The 18927-nt window shown below is 67.2% G+C and carries 23 protein-coding genes and 1 tRNA gene; 5 read left to right on the top strand and 19 right to left on the bottom strand.

Annotation, left to right across the window (positions count from 1 at the left end; translation table 11 throughout):
• Positions 1-3: 3 nt before the first annotated feature.
• The 6 genes from ACIP5T_RS01005 to ACIP5T_RS00980 form a co-directional block, all read right to left on the bottom strand.
• Positions 4-1191 carry a glycoside hydrolase family 3 N-terminal domain-containing protein gene (locus tag ACIP5T_RS01005; RefSeq protein WP_400859861.1) on the bottom strand — a complete coding sequence of 396 codons (1188 nt, stop codon included), beginning with the start codon at positions 1189-1191 and terminating at the stop codon, positions 4-6.
• 4 nt (positions 1192-1195) lie between these two features.
• Positions 1196-1852, bottom strand: a complete 657-nt coding sequence (locus ACIP5T_RS01000) for an SDR family oxidoreductase (RefSeq protein WP_400859860.1) — start codon at positions 1850-1852, stop codon at positions 1196-1198.
• A gap of 45 nt (positions 1853-1897) precedes the next feature.
• A complete protein-coding gene (locus ACIP5T_RS00995) occupies positions 1898-2425 on the bottom strand; it encodes a hypothetical protein (protein WP_400859859.1) in 528 nt (175 codons plus the stop codon).
• Positions 2422-3213, bottom strand: coding sequence for a hypothetical protein (locus ACIP5T_RS00990; protein WP_400859858.1), 792 nt, complete (start codon positions 3211-3213; stop codon positions 2422-2424). The genes ACIP5T_RS00995 and ACIP5T_RS00990 overlap by 4 nt, the downstream gene beginning before the upstream one ends.
• Before the next feature lie 64 nt (positions 3214-3277).
• A complete protein-coding gene (locus tag ACIP5T_RS00985) occupies positions 3278-4342 on the bottom strand; it encodes an NAD(P)-binding domain-containing protein (RefSeq protein WP_400859856.1) in 1065 nt (354 codons plus the stop codon).
• Positions 4343-4384: 42 nt separating this feature from the next.
• Entirely contained in the window at positions 4385-4825 is a 441-nt protein-coding gene (locus ACIP5T_RS00980) for a GNAT family N-acetyltransferase (RefSeq protein WP_400859854.1), read from the bottom strand.
• Positions 4826-4933: 108 nt separating this feature from the next.
• On the opposite strand from ACIP5T_RS00980, the gene ACIP5T_RS00975 reads away from it, so the two are divergent.
• The 3 genes from ACIP5T_RS00975 (at position 4934) to ACIP5T_RS00965 (ending at position 6654) form a co-directional block, all read left to right on the top strand.
• A tRNA-Ala gene (locus tag ACIP5T_RS00975) sits at positions 4934-5006 on the top strand.
• 205 nt (positions 5007-5211) lie between these two features.
• Complete coding sequence (locus ACIP5T_RS00970) at positions 5212-6354, top strand: AI-2E family transporter (RefSeq protein WP_400864543.1); 1143 nt, start codon at positions 5212-5214, stop codon at positions 6352-6354.
• A gap of 117 nt (positions 6355-6471) precedes the next feature.
• Complete coding sequence (locus tag ACIP5T_RS00965; RefSeq protein WP_400859852.1) at positions 6472-6654, top strand: hypothetical protein; 183 nt, start codon at positions 6472-6474, stop codon at positions 6652-6654.
• A 59-nt stretch (positions 6655-6713) separates the two neighbouring features.
• On the opposite strand, the gene ACIP5T_RS00960 is transcribed toward ACIP5T_RS00965, so the two are convergent.
• The 11 genes from ACIP5T_RS00960 to rplU all read right to left on the bottom strand — a co-directional run bounded on the left by ACIP5T_RS00960 (position 6714) and on the right by rplU (position 14492).
• Positions 6714-6998, bottom strand: coding sequence for a hypothetical protein (locus tag ACIP5T_RS00960; protein ID WP_400859850.1), 285 nt, complete (start codon positions 6996-6998; stop codon positions 6714-6716).
• A 102-nt stretch (positions 6999-7100) separates the two neighbouring features.
• A complete protein-coding gene (locus ACIP5T_RS00955; RefSeq protein WP_400859847.1) occupies positions 7101-7790 on the bottom strand; it encodes an SDR family oxidoreductase in 690 nt (229 codons plus the stop codon).
• A 1-nt stretch (position 7791) separates the two neighbouring features.
• Complete coding sequence (gene rsfS, locus ACIP5T_RS00950) at positions 7792-8175, bottom strand: ribosome silencing factor (RefSeq protein ID WP_042537705.1); 384 nt, start codon at positions 8173-8175, stop codon at positions 7792-7794.
• Positions 8175-9341: a hypothetical protein gene (locus tag ACIP5T_RS00945; protein ID WP_400859846.1), complete on the bottom strand. Its 1167-nt coding sequence runs from the start codon at positions 9339-9341 to the stop codon at positions 8175-8177. Before ACIP5T_RS00945 ends, rsfS begins: the two co-directional genes overlap by 1 nt.
• Positions 9338-9940, bottom strand: a complete 603-nt coding sequence (nadD, locus tag ACIP5T_RS00940) for a nicotinate-nucleotide adenylyltransferase (RefSeq protein WP_053096575.1) — start codon at positions 9938-9940, stop codon at positions 9338-9340. The genes ACIP5T_RS00945 and nadD overlap by 4 nt, the downstream gene beginning before the upstream one ends.
• Before the next feature lie 6 nt (positions 9941-9946).
• The gene (locus ACIP5T_RS00935) at positions 9947-10171 is read right to left on the bottom strand and encodes a hypothetical protein (protein ID WP_042537709.1); all 225 of its coding nucleotides are present in this window, start codon (positions 10169-10171) and stop codon (positions 9947-9949) included.
• A gap of 66 nt (positions 10172-10237) precedes the next feature.
• Entirely contained in the window at positions 10238-11491 is a 1254-nt protein-coding gene (locus ACIP5T_RS00930; protein ID WP_400859843.1) for a glutamate-5-semialdehyde dehydrogenase, read from the bottom strand.
• Between the two features lie 9 nt (positions 11492-11500).
• A complete protein-coding gene (proB, locus tag ACIP5T_RS00925; protein ID WP_400859841.1) occupies positions 11501-12286 on the bottom strand; it encodes a glutamate 5-kinase in 786 nt (261 codons plus the stop codon).
• Complete coding sequence (obgE, locus tag ACIP5T_RS00920; protein ID WP_400859840.1) at positions 12283-13785, bottom strand: GTPase ObgE; 1503 nt, start codon at positions 13783-13785, stop codon at positions 12283-12285. Before obgE ends, proB begins: the two co-directional genes overlap by 4 nt.
• A 122-nt stretch (positions 13786-13907) precedes the next feature.
• Positions 13908-14165, bottom strand: coding sequence for a 50S ribosomal protein L27 (gene rpmA, locus ACIP5T_RS00915; protein WP_028501603.1), 258 nt, complete (start codon positions 14163-14165; stop codon positions 13908-13910).
• Between the two features lie 18 nt (positions 14166-14183).
• Positions 14184-14492: a 50S ribosomal protein L21 gene (rplU, locus tag ACIP5T_RS00910; RefSeq protein ID WP_072591411.1), complete on the bottom strand. Its 309-nt coding sequence runs from the start codon at positions 14490-14492 to the stop codon at positions 14184-14186.
• A gap of 211 nt (positions 14493-14703) precedes the next feature.
• On the opposite strand from rplU, the gene ACIP5T_RS00905 reads away from it, so the two are divergent.
• Positions 14704-14970 (top strand): DUF4031 domain-containing protein, encoded by a 267-nt coding sequence (locus ACIP5T_RS00905; protein WP_400859838.1) that lies wholly within the window; start codon positions 14704-14706, stop codon positions 14968-14970.
• On the opposite strand, the gene ACIP5T_RS00900 is transcribed toward ACIP5T_RS00905, so the two are convergent.
• Positions 14935-17538 carry an Rne/Rng family ribonuclease gene (locus ACIP5T_RS00900; RefSeq protein WP_400859837.1) on the bottom strand — a complete coding sequence of 868 codons (2604 nt, stop codon included), beginning with the start codon at positions 17536-17538 and terminating at the stop codon, positions 14935-14937. The two genes, ACIP5T_RS00905 and ACIP5T_RS00900, sit on opposite strands and share 36 nt — an antisense overlap.
• Positions 17539-17819: 281 nt before the next feature.
• Between ACIP5T_RS00900 and ACIP5T_RS00895 the strand changes: the two genes are divergently transcribed.
• Positions 17820-18437 (top strand): vitamin K epoxide reductase family protein, encoded by a 618-nt coding sequence (locus tag ACIP5T_RS00895; protein ID WP_400859835.1) that lies wholly within the window; start codon positions 17820-17822, stop codon positions 18435-18437.
• A 72-nt stretch (positions 18438-18509) separates the two neighbouring features.
• On the opposite strand, the gene ndk is transcribed toward ACIP5T_RS00895, so the two are convergent.
• Positions 18510-18926: a nucleoside-diphosphate kinase gene (gene ndk / locus ACIP5T_RS00890; protein ID WP_042537730.1), complete on the bottom strand. Its 417-nt coding sequence runs from the start codon at positions 18924-18926 to the stop codon at positions 18510-18512.
• Position 18927: the final 1 nt, after the last annotated feature.

Raw genomic sequence — 18927 nt, 5'->3', positions numbered from 1 at the left:
GCGTCAGTCCGCAGGCTCGCACTCCGGGCACAACGCCCAGTCCGCGGGCGCTGACATCGACTGCAGACGCAGCGACATCACGCGAGTCGCCGCCTCGGTGAGGCGATCGGCGGGGATCGTTCCCGCATCCACCGCCGCCACTAGCCCCTGCACGATCTGACCCGCGGTGTCGGGCGTGGAACCGGCGATCATGAGCACGAGATCAGTGCCAGCCACGACCGCGGAGACGGCGTTGGCCACGGGGTCGGCGTACTCCGGGACCCCCGAAGATTGCAGCATCCCGAGGTCATCGGTCACGATCACGCCGTCGAACCCCAGTTCCTCCCGGGCGATCTCGTGCCAGCGCGCCGAGAGAGACGCAGGAGCCGGATCCACCGAGGCGTACGTCAGATGTCCGAACATCAGCAGCGAGGCTCCGGCGTCCACACCGGCGGCGAACGGCACCGCGTCGGTCGCACGCCACTCGTCGAGGGTCTCGCCCGTCGTCGGGATGGCGTGATGGGAGTCGCCGGGCGCCGCGCCGTGACCCGGGAAGTGCTTCAGCGTGGAGGCTACGACCTGCTCTTGCGCCACCGTCGCGACCGCGACCCGCTCGGCGGCCGACTGAGGATCGGTCCCGAGCGCCCTGCCGAAGATGAACGACGACGACTCCGACGTGACGTCTGCGACCGTGCCGAAATTCACGCTGATCCCGGCCTTCGCCACCAGCGCGGCCCTGGCCGAGAAAGCCGCAGATGAGTCGGAGACCGGCAACGACTTGAGACTGTTCGAGGCAGGGAACCCGTCGCCGCCGAGGCGCGACACCAACCCGCCTTCCTGATCGATGGCGACGAGCGGAGGCAGCGCGGGATCGACGGTGAGAGCGGCGGTGAGAGTCGGCAGTTCCTCGTCCGTCGCGGGGATGTTCGCGCCCATCAGGATGAACCCGCCGAGGCCCTGCTGCATGTACGCGTGAAGAGTGGCGGCATCCGTGGTCGGGATGTGCCCCATCACGATGCTCGCCGCCTGCTCGGTCGTCGTCATGTCGGCGACGAGATCCGCTGCGCGCTCGTCGGTGCCGGAGGAGGCGACATCCGATCCCGAGTCACCGGCACGCGCCGAGTCGTGTTCGGCGGCGGCGGCCGGTGCAGATGCCGCGGCCAGCGCGATGATCACCGCCGCCCCGACCGCCCCGAAGCGACGCCGCAGCATGGGGTCAGGCGCTGAGGGCGTCGACGATCGGCACCGAGGTGTCGTCCGTGCCGTTCCCGAATCTGATGGTGCGGCCATAGGTCGACGGGTTGCCGACGGCCTCGGCGATCACCGCTGCCACGTCGGCGCGGGACACCTCGCCCTTGCCCTCGGGGTCGAGGACGATACGACCCGTGGGCTCGTCGAAGGTGAGCGTGCCCGGTCCGAGGATCGTGCCGTCGAGGCCAGTCGATCTCAGGTGCTCGTCCGCCGCCCATTTCGCATCGGCATACGCGAAGAAACCGTCGCTCTCGGGCACTCCGTGGTCGGCCTTCGATCCGAGCCAGGAGACCATGACGTAACGCTTCACTCCGGCAGACTCGGCGGCGTCCATGGTGCGGATCGCGGCGTCGCGGTCGACGGCGTACGTCCGCTCGGGAGAGCCTCCACCGGCGCCGGCCGACCAGACCACGGCGTCGTGCTCACGGATGATCTCCGCGAGCGCGTCGGTGTCGAGTGTCTCGACGTCCGCGACAAGCGCGTGCGCACCCGTCGCTTCGACCTCCGAGACGTGGTCGGGATTGCGGATGACCGATGTCACCTCGTCGCCGCGGGCGACGAGGAGGGGAGCGAGGAGGAGTGCGATGCGGCCATGGCCGCCGAAGACGATGATTCGCGACATGTGTTCACCCTACGCGTCTGCGCCGACGTCGGCTCGGGCATCCTCTCAGCGAGGGCCCTGCGAGCTGTCGATGACGAACGCCTGCGGGTGACCGGGCAGGTATCTGACGACCACCGGCTCACCCGAGGGAAGGTATACGTCGCGATCCGGGTAGACAGACGGTGTGAAGAAGTTGCTCTCGATCGTGTACTCGGTCCCGTCGGCGGTGGTGAAGGTGACCCAGTCGCCGTCTCGGGTTCCGGTCGTCGGCTGGCCGTGCTCGTAGATGTAGGCGCGTGTGACCGGCACGCCGGTGAGGCTCAGGATGCCGATCATGAGGTTCGCGAGCATGAGGATGGCGAGAGTTCGGAACACGATCCGTCTGGTCGCGCCCCCGACCCGTCCGCGTGAGGCGCTCTCACTGCCAAGGAGGCCTTCGCGCTCGCGGATGCGTCGGAGAGAGACACCGGGCGTCGCTCCGGCGGCCGACATCGCGAACAGACCGAGGATCGAGAACCCGGCGATGAAGACCATCGCGTATCCGTGCGCGGCGGGGAAGTTGATCAACCAGATCAGGGTGTCGAGGACATTCATCGTCCGGCCTCCTTCTCGATCGTCACGGCAACGGTCTGGGGATCCTCCCGGCGATAGAACGCCCAGATCGGCGCGCCCACCTGGAACCGCGAGATCGCCTCGGGGAATGCGAACACGGTCGTGTCGGCCTCCCAGGTCGCGGCGCCCTCCGGAGCCATGAGCACCTTGAGGCTGAGCTCGCTCTGCCCTTCGAGGCGTCGCCCTGTCGGACGCACCTCGAGCACCGACGCGGGTACCTGCGTGCCTGTCGTGCGTGCCTTCACAAGGCGAGGGTCGATGAGTCCTCGTTCGATGCGCCACTGCAGCATCGCGTCTCGGACTTGCGGATCGGTGATGTCCGCGAGTTCCACGGTGTCGTGATCGGTGGGGCTGTACCTGACGGGAACCGGCTGGCCCACCTGCAGTGCGGCGATGTCGCTGTGATCGACGAGCATCCGCAGCTGCCCGACGAAGTCGTCTCCCCCGCCAGGAGTCACTCGGATGAACATGTCGTACTGAGGCACATCGTTCACCGTCAGACCGGTTCGGGAGATCTCGAGGAGGCGGCCCACCCCGATCCGCGACTCCCCCTTCAGCTTGCTGCGGCGGCCGAGACCCGTCAGCGTTCCGCCGAAGGTGAGGATGAGCCCCCACGCGACGCCGATGATGATCGGACCGCCGAGCGTGTCCTCCCCGGCGAACGGCAGGATCGACTCACGTTGGTTCACGCCGAAGAGGCCCTCGCCCGTCCAGATGACGAGCCAGGCCGACAGCAGCAGCCAGATGATCAGGAGCACGATGCGGATCATGCACACAGCGTATCGATGGCAGGTGTCCCGGATCACGCGGCGCGAGAGCACGCCCCCCGCCCGATCAGACGGAGCGCACGGATGCTGACGTGAGTGCTCGCTGCACGCCCTTCGCGGCCGAGCGCCCTGCCCTGTTGGCACCGATCGTGCTCGCGGATGGACCGTAGCCGACCAGCTGCACCCGATGGTCCTGCACCGCGGTCGTCCCGCGGCCTCCACGGTCGAGCTGGATTCCACCGGCCGCACTGCGCAGGTGCAGAGGTGCGAGGTGCGCGATCGCGGGTCGAAACCCTGTCGCCCAGAGAATGACGTCGACGCGTTCGAACGAGCCGTCCGCCCAGCGGACGCCGTCTGGCTCGACGCGAGCGAACATCGGGCGCCGGGAGGCGTATGCCCCGAGACGCTCGGCCTCGTGCTCCTGAGTGCGCAGCATGAGCCCGGTCACGCTCACGACGCTCTGCGGAGGAAGCCCCTGTGCGACGCGTTGCTCGACGAGAGCGACGGCAGCTGCCCCGGCCTCAGGGGTGAAGTCATCGTTGCGCCACACCGGCTCACGACGCGTGACCCACAGGGTGTCTGTGAGTGGCGCGAGCGCACCGAGGAACTGCACGGCTGATGCGCCGCCGCCGACCACCAGGACGCGCTTGCCCCTGAAATGCTCGGGACCCGGGTAGTCGACCGTGTGGAGCTGTTCGCCGAGAAAGGTCTCCATGCCCGGGTAGTGCGGCAGGAACGGATGCGTCCAGGTGCCGGTGGCGTTGACGAGGGTGCGAGTGCGCCACTGCCGCTCCCCCGTGTGGACCACCAGGAGCCCGTCGTCGTCGAGCACCCGGTCGACGCGGACCGGGCGGATCACAGGCAGGTCGTGAGCACGCTCGTAGGCGGCGAAGTATGCCGGGACGGCGATATTGGCACGCTGTCCGTCACGCGGAGGAGGCGACTCCCCGGGCAGCTCGGCCACCCCGTGCACGTCGCGCATCGTCAACGCATCCCACCGGTGCCGCCATGCTCCCCCTGGCTCGGAGTCCGAGTCGAGCACGGCATGAGAGATGCCCAGACGGGTCAGGTGGAAGGAGGCCGACAGACCGGCCTGACCGGCGCCGATCACGACGCTGTCCAGGATGCTCACGGTGGTGACAACACCCGCAGTCGCACCGTTGTTCCGCAGTGCTCAGAGCACGATCTGGTAGTGGGTGTATCCGGTATGCGTCGCAACGCTGTCGTAGAGTGCGCGAGCCGTCATGTTGGTCTCCTGGGTCAGCCAGTAGACCTTCTGACAACCGCGCTCCGCGGCCCACTCCCGCACGTGCGCGATCAGCCGTCTCCCCGCGCCGGATCTGCGAGACTCGGCATCGACGTAGAGATCCTCGAGGTAGCAGTACGCACCTTTGCTCCATGTAGCGGGGTGGGTGAGCCAATGCACGATGCCGATCGCCCGCCCGGCGTCATCACGAGCGACAGCGCCGTGCAGCTCCCGATCCTCGACGAGCCGCCTGAAGGTCTCGGCCGTGATCTCCTCCGCGAGCTCGGTGCCGTAGAACGTCAGATATCCGCGCCACAGCCCCGACCATTCGTCGAAATCGGCCTGCGTGATCGCGCTGATCGTCGTCATGCCGTTCAGCCTAATGCGACGCGCCCGGGAGCCCCTCGCCGATTGGTGCTGCGCGCGATCCGTGTAGTACTCTGTTCAAGTTGCTTCGAGCAGTGAGGAAGCAGTTCTGGGCCTGTGGCGCAGCTGGTAGCGCACCTGCATGGCATGCAGGGGGTCGGGGGTTCGAGTCCCCCCAGGTCCACGTACAGAAGGCTCCGCGAGAGATCGCGGAGCCTTCTTTTCGTCTACCCTGACTCAGCGTCCGCGCAGGCTCGTCGCGGGCGCATGGTCGAGAGGTCATCAGGAGGCGCAGCGCCAGGGACTTGCCATCATCCGCTGGGCCGGATAGAAAGGCGAGGCCGTCTTCGTCAGTGAGACGGCCTTCGACGAGGTGGAGGACGCACGTGCTGGGACTGTTCCGACGACCGGGGATCACGTCCGCCCCACCATCCGGTGGCTCGCGGCCGATCGCAGAACACGGCCTCTGGTCGCGCGGCTTCGGGCTCGCCGCCACTCGGAGCCTGCAGACGCTGTCGGTGCTCGCCCTGGTCGCCATCGGCGTCCTGGTGATCACCCAGCTCTCACTGGTGTTCATCCCCGTGACGATCGCGCTGATCCTCGCCTCCGCCATCCATCCGCTCGTCGCCTTCATGCGCCGCCGCGGGGTACCGTCGATCCTCGCCACGTGGATCGCACTGATCGGAATCCTCGCGATTCTCGGCGGAATCGTCTGGGTGATCGTGCTGACGGTCCGCTCGCAATGGGACGACCTCGTCGACTCGGCCACCGACGGCATCACCCAGGTCACTGCATGGCTCGACACTCTGCCGTTCAATTTCGCGTCGTTCGATCTCGATGAGGTGTGGGCCGGCGTCGGAGACTTCCTGACGAGCGCCTCGTTCGGACGCGGCGCCCTGGCCGGCGTCTCGGCCACGGCGAGCTTCTTCACCGGCCTCGCTCTCATGATCGTCGTGCTGTTCTTCTTCCTCAAGGACGGACCGCGCATCTGGGAGTTCCTGCTGCGTCCCTTCACCGGGACCAGCTACGAGCGCGCCCGCCGCATCGGCGACAAGACCGTCGACGTGTTCGGGGGATACATCCGCGGAACCTCGATCGTCGCAGCGGCTGACGCCCTGGGCATCGGCATCGGTCTCGCGATCCTGCAGATCCCTCTGGCACTGCCCCTTGCCGTGATCGTCTTCCTCACGGCCTTCATCCCGCTCGTAGGTGCGACCGCAGCCGGCATCCTGGCAGCGCTCGTGGCTCTGGTCACGCACGGCCCCGTGGCCGCCCTCATCGTCGTCGGCATCGTGGTTCTCGTGAATCAGCTCGAAGGCAACTTCCTGCAGCCCGTCGTGATGGCTCGCTCGCTCAAGCTGCACGCCCTCGTCATCCTCCTCGCCCTGACCACGGGGACGATCCTCGGCGGGATCGTCGGCGCGGTGCTGTCGGTGCCGATCGCCGCGGTCGCATGGGGGATCATCACCGTGTGGGATGGCCCGCACACGCCGGCGAAGCCGTTCCGCAAGAAGCGTCCCGAGACGGTCTGACCTCACGCGCTCATCTGAGGCCGAGGAGTACTCCTCCGGAGGGCCGCCGTCAACCCGCTCCCCCTCTCCGGGTGCACACCTTAGCGTGGCGCGCACATCTCACGAGAGGAGTCGACGATGACCAACAACCCGATACCCCCGCTCGTCCCCCGACCGGACGACGAAGGAGCGATCGACGGTGTCCCTCACCGCGAAGTCGACGGGGAGCCCGTACTGGACACAGACGCGGATGCCGACCAGATAGACGGTGCCTCTGCCGATCGTTTGGCCGCGGAGAAGCCGCTGGACGAGGACTCCTGAGTCCTCGTCCAGCACGCCTGCGCGGCAGGTCCCTCCCCGGGTCCTGCCGCGCAGTCTGTTCAGGTCGCGAGTAACGGAGGCAGGTGCGGGATCGCGATGGGCCGCGTCGCCCGACTCGAATCCTGCACTCGCATCACCTCGTCGAGAACCTCGGCAGCCGTGGTGTACCGCACCGCCAGAGGCAGATCGCGAAGCCACACGACCTCGACCTCTGTGTCGGCGTATTCGTAGACGCTGGCCACCACGTACCGTGGATCCTGCGATTCATACCGCCGGTCGTTGATCACCCACTCCGATGGCGTGACACGATGCAGCACGTATCTAGGATCTGGATCTCCGGACATGTGATTCCCTCCAAGACTCTCTCCCCCACTGCACATCTTCCACGTCACCGCGCGAAGGCCACAGGGGCTTGACAGCTGCGAGAGAGACTGCAGGGACGAGGATCAGCCCCGGGGACGGATCGTCAGATCGGTGAGAGCGGCGTCATCCGACAGGTCGAGCGCAGTGAGGATCGTCGTCGCCACCGAGTCGGCCGTGATGAAGCGCTGCGGATCGTAGTCGCGACCCTCCTGCTGGTGCACACGCTCCTGCATGGGCGTCGCAGTGCGACCGGGGTAGATCGAGGTCACCCGCACACCGTGCTCTGCCTCCTCGGCGCGCAAAGAGTCTGCGAGAGCCTTGAGACCGTGCTTCGACGCAGCGTACGCAGACCAGCCTGCGTGCGCGTGGAGTCCTGCGCCGGAGTTGACGAACACCACCCGAGCGCGCGAGACGCGCAGCAGCGGCAGCAGCAGACGCGTCAGCTCTGCGGGGCCCACGAGGTTCACCGCAAGCTGACGCTCCCACAGGTTGGCCGGGAGATCGGCGACCGGCCCGAGATCGACGACACCCGCCGCATGAATCAGCGAGTCGATCCGTTCGGGGAGCGCCTGCTTGGACAACGCCCACGAGAGCCTCCCCGGCTGCGCCAGATCGCCGACGATCGCCGACGCACCCGGCAGCGCCGCGGCGATCTCCTTGGCGCGACCCGCATCACGGGCCAGCAGGACGACCTGATCACCCCGGTCGAGCAGACGGCGCGCGACAGCGAAGCCGATGCCGGATCCGGCACCGGTGATCAGGTGGACGCTCACGTCAGTCGCGGTCTGCCGCGGCGGAGTCCGCGAGCTCGAACGGCACCACCGGGCAGTCCTTCCAGAGGCGCTCGAGGCCGTAGTAGACCCGCTCCTCCTGATGGAAGACGTGCACGATCAGGTCGCCGAAGTCGAGGAGCACCCAGCGGGCCTCCGCACGACCCTCACGGCGGACCCGCTTATGGCCGGCTTCGATGAGCTTGTCCTCGATCTCATCGGCGATGGCGGCGACGTTGCGCTCGCTGTTTCCGGTGACGAGCAGGAAGATGTCGACGAGCGGTAGGGGCTCCGACACGTTGAGCGCGACAAGATCCTCACCGCCCTTCGAGACGGCGGCGTCGGCCGCGAGCTGGAGCATCTCTTCGGCGGTTTCAGGTGACTGCATCAGAACACATTCGTGGTGAAGGCGACGATCAGGGAAACGCCCAGCGCGAGCGCGAGACCACCCGCCACGATCGCGAGGATGAGCATGAGTTTGTTGCCCTTTTCGGGGGCGGGCGGGCGGATGACCTCGCCGGCGGGCTTGATTGTGCTGACGGCCGCGCTGGCGGCGATCGGCGTCGGAGAGGATGCGGGCGGCAGCTCGCCGTCGATCAGCACGGCATCGACGTCCTTGCCGTCTGTGGTGCCGTGCGCATGGCCCTGCGAACCGAGGCCCTTGGGCAGTTCGTATGAGCCGGTCACGAGGATCTCGCCCGTGGAGGCGACAGGACCCGACAGCGACCCGTCTCCCGGGGAGGGGTTGAAGATGAGCGTGTTCGGAGCGAGATGCTGCGATCCGGTCGAGTCGCCGACGGTCAGCAGCTCATCGAACGACGGAGAGAAGGGCTTGCGGGACTCGGCATCGTCACTGAGCAGGCCCTGCCCGAAGGCGGAGTTCACCGTGGGGCGTTCCCCTTCGGCGATGTCGACGTCGTCGGACTCCGCGACATCGGCCAGGACGTCATCGTTCGCCTCTGTCGGTTCTGCATCGATACCGAGCTCGGCAACGGCAGCGGAGGTGTCGCCCGTGTCGGAAGCGATCGGATCGTCGTCTCCGGAAGCCTCGAGCGGAGTCGACGCGCTGACGGGAGCGGGAAGGTCCTCGTCGGCAGCATCGTCGTCGTCGTCGTCGGCAGCATCGTCATCATCGTCATCGGACGCCGCAGGCGCATCGGATGCGGGGGTCTCGCTCTTCGGCTCGGAGATGGGCTCGGTGACCGGCACCTCTTCGGCGGCCTCCTCGTCGACCGATCCGTCCGCAGCAACGGATTCGTCGACAGGGACGGACCCCGTCACAGAGCGCTCGCGCTCCCGGACCTGACGACGTGTCAGCGGCGTGGCGCCCCCGGAGGCCTCGCCGTCGGGCTCGACGGCGGCTGCCGACGGCTGGGGGGCTGGCGCATCCTCGACGGATTCCGGAACCTCCGGCTTCGGCGGCGCGGGTGGTGTCGCGACGGCGGCGGCCGCAGCCTCCTCCGCTGAGATGACCGGTGTGGAACCCGTCAGCCGGATCTCACGCAGCTGCTTTCGCGTCAGCGGACCGTGACCCTGCTGATCCGATGTACTCATGCCTTGCTCCGATACAGATGATGCTTCGCGATGTATTGAACGACTCCGTCGGGGACGAGGTACCAGACCGGCTCGTCGTCGCGGACCCGTGCGCGGCAGGCCGTCGACGAGATGGACAGCGCCGGCACCTCCAGTTGGCTGACGTTGTCGCTCGGGAGGCCGTCAGTGCTCAGGACGTGTCCTGGACGCGAGACCGCGACGAAGTGGGCCAACTCCCACAGTTCATCATGGTCCCTCCAACTGAGAATTTGCGCCACGGCGTCAGCACCCGTGATGAAGAAGAGCTCCGCGTCCGGACGCTTCTCCTTCAGGTCGCGGAGGGTGTCGATCGTGTACGTCGGCCCTTCACGATCGATATCCACCCTGCTCACCGTGAACTGCGGGTTGGATGCCGTCGCGATGACCGTCATCAGGTAGCGATGCTCGCTGGGGGTGACATCCGACTTCTGCCACGGGTGGCCGGTGGGTACGAAGACGACCTCGTCGAGATCGAACGAGTGGGCGACCTCGCTCGCGGCGACCAGGTGGCCGTGGTGGATGGGGTCGAAGGTACCGCCCATCACACCGATGCGCGCCGGACGCGAGGTCGTGTCGTTCATACGGGCCTAGTGGCCGTGCCCTGCCTCGTGGCCGTCCTTGCCGTGCTTCGCCGCCCAGGCGTCGGCCTTGGCGGAGTGACGGTTTGCGACGTTCTTGTACGACAGCGTGACCAGCCCGAGGAACGCGAAGACGATGATCGCGATCACGCCGAAGATCAGCGTCTCGAGCTGCACATTGCCGTGGTGCTCGGTTTCAGCAGCGACCATCGCGATCTGTGCGACGAGGTTCATCCTGGCTCCGTTTCGTGGCTGGCGGGCATGGCTCACGAAGAGCCACAGCGCCACCTAGTCTAGTCCTCAGCCGCGCGTCTGCCCTGCCCCACGCGCCAGCCATTTCGTGCTGGTCAGCTCGGAAAGCCCCATGGGACCCCGCGCGTGCAGCTTCTGCGTCGAGATGCCGACCTCGGCACCGAACCCGAACTCTCCCCCGTCAGTGAATCGGGTGGAGGTGTTCACCATCACGACCGCCGAGTCGACCTCGGCCAGGAAACGCTCCGCGTTGCGCGAATCAGTGGTGATGATCGACTCGGTGTGGCCGGTGCTGTATCGACGGATGTGATCGATCGCGTCCTCGAGCGTGTCGACGACCTTGATCGCGATGTCGAGACTGAGATACTCCGTCGCCCAGTCCTCCTCCGTCGCCGGGATCACGTTCGACACGAGCCCCGCCACCATGTCGTCACCGTGGATCGCCACACCCTCGCTCTGCAGCGCGCTCGCGACGAGCGGAACCAGCCGCGGCGCGGCCTGACGGAGCACGAGCACCGTCTCGACGGCGTTGCAGACGCTGGGACGCTGCACCTTCGCGTTCACGACGATGTCCTGCGCCCAGTCATCAGGGGCGGTCTCGTCGAGCACGATGTGCACGTTGCCTGCGCCGGTCTCGATCACCGGCACCGTCGACTCGGTGACGACGGTCTCGATGAGGCCTGCGCTGCCCCGCGGCACGAGCACGTCGATGAATCCCCGACCGTGCATCAGTGCGGTCGCGCCGTCGCGACCGAAGTCATCGACCGTCTGCACGGCTTCCGGCGTGACGCCTGCGGCCTGCAGTGCACCCCGCATGATCTCGACGAGCACGGAGTTCGACTCACGCGCGGCGCTGCCCCCGCGCAGAACCACGGAGTTCCCCGAGCGCAGAGCGAGCGCGGCGATGTCGACGGTCACGTTAGGACGTGCCTCGTAGATCGCGCCGACCACTCCGAAGGGCACCCGCACCTGCTCGAGCGCCACACCGTTGGGCATCCGGTGCCCTCCCACCACTCGACCGACGGGGTCGGGAAGCGCCGCCACCTGGCGGACGGCCGCGGCGAGGGCGCCGACGCGCTTCTCGTCGAGGCGCAGCCGGTCGATCAGCGATTCGCCGATGCCGTCGGCGCGACCTCGCTCGATGTCTCGACCGTTGGCCCCGATGATCGAGGCGGCATTCCGCTCGAGGTCCACGGCGATGGCCTCGAGAGCACGCGCCTTGTCGTCGCTGGTCAGCCTGGCCGTGGCGCGGGACGCCTCTTTGGCGCGCTCCAGGCGCGCCTGGGGGGTCTGGTCGGTCATCCGCCCAGTCTAGGAGAGCGCGGGTTCGAACCAGGTCCCTATGTCAGCTCCGGCGAGGGCCTTGTCGACGAGGTCGGCGCTTGTCACGAGCACACCGATCCCGGACGCGGCGGCCAGGCGTGCAGCCGAGACCTTGGTCGCCGCTCCCCCGGTGCCGACGCTGTTGACGACGGTCGAGCCGAACTCGAGGCCCGACAGATCGGCGTCGGGCGCGACCACATCGATGGGCTGAGCTGTCGGGTCGGACGGTGGCTTGGTGTACAGCGACTCGATGTCGCTGAGCAGGATCAGAGCGTCGGCCTCGATCAACTGGGCGACGAGTGCCCCGAGGCGGTCGTTGTCGCCGAAGCGGATCTCCTGCGTCGCGACCGTGTCGTTCTCGTTCACGATCGGCAGGATGCGCAGACCCAGAAGCCGCTCCATGGCCCGTCGCGCGTTGCTGCGCGACGTGGGGTTCTCGAGGTCGCCCGTCGTGAGCAGCACCTGCCCCGCGACGATGTCGAAGGGGCGAAGGGATTCCTGGTAGCGGTAGACGAGGATGTTCTGTCCGACCGCTGCCGCGGCCTGCTGCGTGGCCAGGTCCGTCGGTCGCGCGTCGAGACGCAGGAACGGAATGCCCGTGGCGATCGCTCCGGATGAGACCAGGATCACCTCTGCACCACGACCGTGCGCCGCTGCCAGCGCCTCGACCAGCACGGGGATGCGCCAGGACGACTCCCCGCTGATCGAGGAGGAGCCGACCTTGACGACGATCCGCGAGGCGGTGGCGAGATCCGCCCGCGTGCGAGCGGTCACTCCCCGTCCTCGCGGTATGCCGCGAGCCGCTGAGCCTCGACCTCGGCGCGAGCCTCGGCCTTGGCATCCATGCGCTCGTAGTAGTTCTCACGACGCTCGGAGGTGGTGCGACGGGCGTTGGGCGCCAGTCGCGGATCGGTGCCGCGGGGCGCCGTCATGAGCTCAGCCGCGGAAGTCATGGTCGGCTCCCAGTCGAAGACGATGCTCTCGCCCTCGCCGATGACGACCGTCGACCCCTGCACTGCACCGAGGCGGAAGAGCTCGTCCTCGACGCCCAGCTTCTCGAGACGGTCGGCGAGATACCCCACGGCCTCCTCGTTCTGGAAGTCGGTCTGCTGAACCCAGCGCACCGGCTTCTCGCCGAGGATGCGGTAGATGTTGCCGTAGCTGCCGCCTTCGACACGGATCTCGAAGCCCTTCTTGGGGCCCCTCGGACGAAGGACGACGCGCTCACGCGGAACCTCGGTCGCGGCGAGTTCGGCGCGGTGCTTGTCGACGATCTCGCCGAGCGCGTAGGTCAGCGGGCGCAGGCCTTCGTGCGAGATGGTGGAGATCTCGAACACGCGGAATCCGCGAGCTTCGAGATCGGGACGCACCATGTCGGCGAGGTCGCGGGCCTCCGGCACATCGATCTTGTTCAGCGCGATGAGCTGAGGACGATCGAGCAGAGGAGTCTGCCCCTCGGGAACCTCGTACGCGGCCAGCTCTCCGAGGATGACGTCGAGGTCGGAGATCGGATCACGACCGGGCTCGAGGGTCGCGCAGTCGAGGACGTGCAGCAGAGCAGTGCAGCGTTCGACATGACGGAGGAACTCGAGTCCGAGACCACGTCCCTCGCTCGCTCCTTCGATGAGCCCCGGGACATCGGCGACGGTGTAGCGCGACTCCCCCGCCTGCACGACTCCCAGGTTCGGGTGGAGCGTGGTGAACGGGTAGTCGGCGATCTTCGGGCGGGCCGCAGAGATCGCTCCGATCAGGCTGGACTTGCCTGCGGAGGGATAGCCGACCAGTGCCACGTCTGCGACGGTCTTGAGCTCGAGGACGACATCGCTCTCGTCTCCGGGGGTGCCCAGAAGGGCGAAACCGGGCGCCTTGCGCTTCGGGGTCGCGAGGGCGGCGTTGCCGAGTCCGCCATGTCCGCCCTTGGCGACGACGAATCGCTCGCCGGGCTCGATCATGTCGATCAGAACGTCGCCGGCCGCATTCCGCACCACCGTGCCGACGGGAACGGGAAGTTCGAGATCCTCGCCCATGAATCCCGCGCGGTGGTCGCCCATGCCGGGTCCACCGTTGCCGGAGCTGCGGTGAGGCGAGTGGTGATACGAGAGAAGGGTTCCGGTCTGCGTGTCAGCGATGAGCACGATGTCGCCACCGTCACCGCCGTTGCCTCCGTCTGGGCCGCCGAGCGGCTTGAACTTCTCGCGGTGCACCGAGACACAGCCGTTGCCGCCCTTGCCCGCACGCAGGTGCAGCGTCACGGTGTCGACGAAACTGACCATGTCTCTCTCCTCAATAACGAACTCGGCCTGAACCGAGAATTCGGCCGGCATTCCGGCCTGAAACGCAAATTCGGGACGGGCCGAAGCCCGCCCCGAATCGCATGACTACTGTCGTGCTGTGATCACTCAGCAGCGGCGACGATGTTGACGACCTTGCGGCCGCCCTTCGCGCCGAACTGCACCGCACCGGCGGCCAGAGCGAACAGCGTGTCGTCGCCACCACGGCCGACGTTCACGCCGGGGTGGAAGTGCGTGCCGCGCTGGCGGACGATGATCTCGCCGGCGAGAACCTGCTGTCCACCGAAGCGCTTGACGCCAAGTCGCTGAGCGTTGGAGTCACGACCGTTACGGGTGGAGCTTGCGCCCTTTTTATGTGCCATGTCCTGGTCTCCTCGGTCTTACTTGATGCCGGTGATCTTGACGCGCGTGAGCTCCTGACGGTGGCCCTGGCGCTTCTTGTAGCCGGTCTTGTTCTTGTACTTCTGGATGATGATCTTCGGGCCGCGGAGGTTGCCGATGACCTCTGCCGTGACCTTGACCTTCGCCAGCGAATCGGCGTCGGTGGTCACCGAGGCGCCGTCGACGAGCAGCACTGCGGCCAGCTCGATCTTCTCGCCCTGGGCAGCCTTGACACGGTCGAGCTGAACGATCGTGCCGACCTCGACCTTCTCCTGCCGCCCACCGGCGCGCACTACTGCGTAAACCACTTCATACCTGTTTCGTTGGGGAGCTCGCGGCTCCGATATCTCACGGGAAGACTGTTGCTTGCATGCGACGCAGGGCGACGGGCACGAACGCAAGACTCTCCGCTTCGACCGTCCAGGACGACGCGGCATACGCACCAAGGGACTACTTTACCGGATGCAGGACACTGTGGCAAAACGCGCCGCCTGGTGTGTCCGGTCATAGGCTGAAGGAATGACCGTTCTCGTCGATGACCCCGTATGGCCCGCGCACGGGCGGCTGTGGGCTCATCTCGTCAGCGACGACAACCTGCAGGAGCTGCACGCCTTCGCGAAGTCGCACGACGTTCCTGCGCGCGCCTTCGACCTCGACCACTACGACGTCCCCGAAGAGCTCATCCCCCGGCTCCTCGCCGCCGGCGCACAGCATGTCGGCGGCAAGGAGCTGGTCAGGCGACTGATCGCCTCAGGACTGCGAATCCCCGCCCGCGACCGGCGCTGACGGCTCCGAGTTCACGGAGATGGGGGTGCCTGTGAGCGCTGCGGTCGACACACGGCGACGACCGCGTCCCTGACCCGGGGCCTTCGGCTCGGGAAGAGCATCGAGCACCGAATCGAGCAGCGCTTCGGCCGGCGACTTGGGCGACTTGCGGTCGGATCCACGCTTCTTGCGGGGCTTCTTGGCACGTTCCTGAGGGGCAGATGCTTCCGTCGCCTCTGCGGCGGGAGCGACGACCTCGGTCGCCTCATCGGCATTCGGAACCCGCGTCGAGGCGGCGATCTGCGCGAGGGCGGACTTCGCCCCCTCGGGGATGCTGTGCGTCGTCACCGCGGCGGGAGCCGAGTTCTGCGACTGCCCGTTGCCGCCGCGCTGGCGACGGTTGGACTGCGAGTTGCCGTTGCTGTTGCCGTTGCTGCTGGAGCGGTGCTTCACGACCGGGTCGTGGTGCACGATGACGCCACGACCGGCGCAGACGTCGCACGCCTCGCTGAACGTCTCGAGCAGGCCGAGTCCGAGCTTCTTGCGGGTCATCTGCACGAGCCCCAGCGACGTGACCTCGGCGACCTGATGCTTCGTCCGGTCGCGGCTGAGGCACTCGATCAGGCGCCGCAGCACGAGGTCGCGGTTGGACTCGAGCACCATGTCGATGAAGTCGACGACGATGATGCCGCCGATGTCGCGCAGACGCAGCTGGCGGACGATCTCCTCCGCGGCCTCGAGGTTGTTCTTGGTGACCGTCTCCTCGAGGTTTCCGCCCGAGCCGACGAACTTGCCGGTGTTGACGTCGACGACCGTCATGGCCTCGGTGCGGTCGATGACCAGCGAGCCACCCGAAGGCAGCCAGACCTTGCGGTCGAGGGCCTTCTCGATCTGCTCCGTGATGCGGAACACGTCGAAGGGATCGCTCTCGTCCTCGTACGACTCGACGCGCTCGAGCAGGTCGGGTGCGACGCTCTCGAGATAGGCCCGGATCGTGCGCTGGGCTTCCTCGCCCTGGATGAGCATCTTGGTGAAGTCCTCGTTGAAAACGTCACGGACGATCTTGACGAGAAGGTCGGGCTCGGCGTGCAGCAGCGCAGGAGCCTGCTGACTCTCGACCTGCTTGCGAATGTGCTCCCACTGGCTGGTGAGCCGCTGGACATCGCGCGTCAGCTGGTCTTCGGTGGCGCCTTCGGCCGCGGTGCGGACGATCACACCGGAGGACTCGGGGAGGACCTCCTTGAGGATGCGCTTGAGGCGCGTGCGCTCGTTGTCGGGCAGCTTGCGGCTGATGCCGTTCATCGATCCGCCGGGCACGTAGACGAGGTAGCGACCCGGGAGGGAGATCTGGCTGGTCAGGCGCGCACCCTTGTGCCCGATCGGATCTTTGGTGACCTGCACCAGGACGCGGTCGCCGGCCTTGAGAGCGAGCTCGATGCGACGCGGCTGGTTGCCGGTCTCGACGCCGTCCCAGTCGACCTCGCCGGAGTAGAGCACCGCGTTGCGGCCACGGCCGATGTCGACGAACGCGGCCTCCATGCTCGGCAGCACGTTCTGAACGCGGCCGAGGTAGACATTGCCGATCAGCGAGGCGTCCTGGTTGCGCGCGACATAGTGCTCGACGAGCACACCGTCTTCGAGCACACCGATCTGCGTCCGGCCGTTCTTGGAACGGACGACCATCTTGCGGTCGACCGACTCCCGACGCGCGAGGAACTCGGCCTCGGTGACGACCGGACGCCGGCGACCGGCATCCCGCCCGTCGCGACGGCGCTGCTTCTTCGCCTCGAGGCGCGTGGATCCCTTGATCGCCTTGGGCTCGGTGATGTACTCGACGACGCGCTGGCGGGGCTGACGCGGTTCGTCGCGCTGATCACGCGGCTCACGCTGCTCGCGCGGCTCGCGCTGATCACGCGGCTCGAAATCGTCTGAACCGCCGCGACGGCGACGGCCACGGCGACCGGCCGGCTCTTCCGGCTCGCGCTCGGCGATGCGGTCGAACACGCGCTCACGACCGGGGCGAGCCGGAAGCGGCAGCACCTCGGGTGCGTAGAAGTGCAGCTGCGTCGAGACCTGCGAGACGAAGACCTCGGGAAGGAGACCCAGTGAGACAGCCGTGAGGGGCTTCGACGCCTCGGGCTTCTCCGGAGCAGACTCGGCGACGGTCGCGTCTGCTGAAGGAGCGTCCTCGGCAGCGGGAGCAGCAGGAGCGTCCTCGGCAGCAGGAGCGTCCTCGGCAGCAGGAGCATCCTCGGCCGGAGCATCGGTGGCAGCAGAAGCATCCTCGGCAGCAGGAACATCCTCGGCAGCAGGAACATCCGCAGCGGGAACGTCCTCGGCAGCAGGAACATCCTCGACCGGAGCATCTTCGGCAGCGGCAGCATCCTCGGCCGGAGCATCCTCGGCCGGAGCATCCTCGGCAGGAGCCTCCTCCGTCGAGGAGGTCTCGCCGGTCGGACCCGCGCCGTCTTCCGGAGCGTCGGACATGCCGTCGGTCTCCGGAGCGTCGGCGACTACCTCTGCGGGTGCATCAGCATCCGCAGAGAAATCGAGGGTAGGGGCGTCGTAGTCATTGTTGTCATCGGCCATCTCTGGCTTGCTCCTCGCGCGGACACTTCGTGTTCCGCTAACTCTCATGCGGCACCCGCAGGTGCCGCGAACTCATTCGGTGTGCGACCGGCTCATGGCTCTGATCACGAGGGGCATACGGCCCCGAAGTCTGCGTCGATGCCCGCCACGACAGGGTCGAGCGATGCATCACAGGCCATTATCGCACCAAGTGCGCCGGTTCGCGGCATCGTCGCGACCCCGAGTCGTTTTCTCCGGCGCGCTCACGCCCGATACATAGCGATCGCTGAGAGAATCCACACATGAGCGAGCAGCGCACCCGCCCCGTCGTCTATGCCGTGTGGTTGATCATCGCGAGCGTCATCGGCTGGTTCGCCGCGTTCCAGCTCACGGTCGAGAAATTCGTCCTTCTCGAGAACCCGACCGATGCCCTGGCCTGCGATGTCAGCCCATTCATCCAGTGCAGCAAGAACCTGGGGTCGTGGCAGGGCGAGATCTTCGGCTTCCCCAACCCGCTGCTCGGACTGACCGGATGGATGGCGCCGTTGGTCATCGGCGTCGCGATCCTCGCCGGAGCCCGCTTCCCCCGGTGGTTCTGGGCTGCATTCGGCGCCGGCATCACATTCGCATTCGGACTCGTGTGCTGGCTGATCGGCCAGAGCCTGTATGCATCGAACCTCGGAGTGCTGTGCCCGTGGTGCATGGTGACCTGGGCTGTGACCATCCCGACCTTCTTCGCGACGATGCTGCATCTCACCCGCAACGGAACCTTCACCCGGAATGAGAAGACGCGCGAGCGCGCAGACAAGCTCATGGTCTGGGTTCCGCTCGCGACCATCCTGGCCTACGCCGTCATCATCATGATGGCTCAGCTGCAGGGTCTCGACTTCCTCGGCGAGATGGCCCGCATCATCTTCTGATCACCCGATCCCGGAACAGACGAAAGCCCGCCGCACGATCTCGTGCGGCGGGCTTCGTCGTGAGCGGATCGGTCAGTCGAACCAGATGCCGAGCTCGCGTGCGGCCGACTCGGGGCTGTCCGAGCCGTGCACGAGGTTCTGCTGCACCTTGAGGCCCCAGTCGCGACCGAAATCGCCGCGGATCGTGCCGGGAGCGGCGGTGGTGGGGTCGGTCGTGCCGGCGAGCGAGCGGAAGCCCTCGATCACGCGATTGCCCGCGAGGCGGATCGCGACGGACGGGCCGGACAGCATGAACTCCAGGAGCGGCTCGTAGAACGGCTTGCCCTCGTGCTCGGCGTAGTGCTCGGCGAGAAGGTCACGGTCGGGTTCGACCAGGCGGATGTCGACGAGGGAGTATCCCTTCGCTTCGATGCGCGCCAGGATCGTGCCGGTGAGGCCGCGGGCGACACCGTCGGGCTTTACGAGGACGAGGGTTTCTTCGGTGGCCATG

It is taken from the genome of Microbacterium sp. NPDC088619, assembly GCF_044752825.1.
Classification (GTDB): Bacteria; Actinomycetota; Actinomycetes; order Actinomycetales; family Microbacteriaceae; genus Microbacterium.
This window is presented reverse-complemented; position numbering and strand designations above follow the sequence as displayed.

Bases quoted from the DNA above. Each gene is read 5' to 3' on its own strand.
- ACIP5T_RS01005 (WP_400859861.1), bottom strand. From the start codon at position 1,191: ATGCTGCGGCGTCGCTTCGGGGCGGTCGGGGCGGCGGTGATCATCGCG.
- ACIP5T_RS01000 (WP_400859860.1), bottom strand. From the start codon at position 1,852: ATGTCGCGAATCATCGTCTTCGGCGGCCATGGCCGCATCGCACTCCTC.
- ACIP5T_RS00995 (WP_400859859.1), bottom strand. From the start codon at position 2,425: ATGAATGTCCTCGACACCCTGATCTGGTTGATCAACTTCCCCGCCGCG.
- ACIP5T_RS00990 (WP_400859858.1), bottom strand. From the start codon at position 3,213: ATGATCCGCATCGTGCTCCTGATCATCTGGCTGCTGCTGTCGGCCTGG.
- ACIP5T_RS00980 (WP_400859854.1), bottom strand. From the start codon at position 4,825: ATGACGACGATCAGCGCGATCACGCAGGCCGATTTCGACGAATGGTCG.
- ACIP5T_RS00965 (WP_400859852.1), top strand. From the start codon at position 6,472: ATGACCAACAACCCGATACCCCCGCTCGTCCCCCGACCGGACGACGAA.
- ACIP5T_RS00960 (WP_400859850.1), bottom strand. From the start codon at position 6,998: ATGTCCGGAGATCCAGATCCTAGATACGTGCTGCATCGTGTCACGCCA.
- rsfS (WP_042537705.1), bottom strand. From the start codon at position 8,175: ATGCAGTCACCTGAAACCGCCGAAGAGATGCTCCAGCTCGCGGCCGAC.
- ACIP5T_RS00945 (WP_400859846.1), bottom strand. From the start codon at position 9,341: ATGAGTACATCGGATCAGCAGGGTCACGGTCCGCTGACGCGAAAGCAG.
- nadD (WP_053096575.1), bottom strand. From the start codon at position 9,940: ATGAACGACACGACCTCGCGTCCGGCGCGCATCGGTGTGATGGGCGGT.
- ACIP5T_RS00935 (WP_042537709.1), bottom strand. From the start codon at position 10,171: ATGAACCTCGTCGCACAGATCGCGATGGTCGCTGCTGAAACCGAGCAC.
- ACIP5T_RS00930 (WP_400859843.1), bottom strand. From the start codon at position 11,491: ATGACCGACCAGACCCCCCAGGCGCGCCTGGAGCGCGCCAAAGAGGCG.
- obgE (WP_400859840.1), bottom strand. From the start codon at position 13,785: ATGGTCAGTTTCGTCGACACCGTGACGCTGCACCTGCGTGCGGGCAAG.
- rpmA (WP_028501603.1), bottom strand. From the start codon at position 14,165: ATGGCACATAAAAAGGGCGCAAGCTCCACCCGTAACGGTCGTGACTCC.
- ACIP5T_RS00905 (WP_400859838.1), top strand. From the start codon at position 14,704: ATGACCGTTCTCGTCGATGACCCCGTATGGCCCGCGCACGGGCGGCTG.
- ACIP5T_RS00900 (WP_400859837.1), bottom strand. From the start codon at position 17,538: ATGGCCGATGACAACAATGACTACGACGCCCCTACCCTCGATTTCTCT.
- ACIP5T_RS00895 (WP_400859835.1), top strand. From the start codon at position 17,820: ATGAGCGAGCAGCGCACCCGCCCCGTCGTCTATGCCGTGTGGTTGATC.
- ndk (WP_042537730.1), bottom strand. From the start codon at position 18,926: ATGGCCACCGAAGAAACCCTCGTCCTCGTAAAGCCCGACGGTGTCGCC.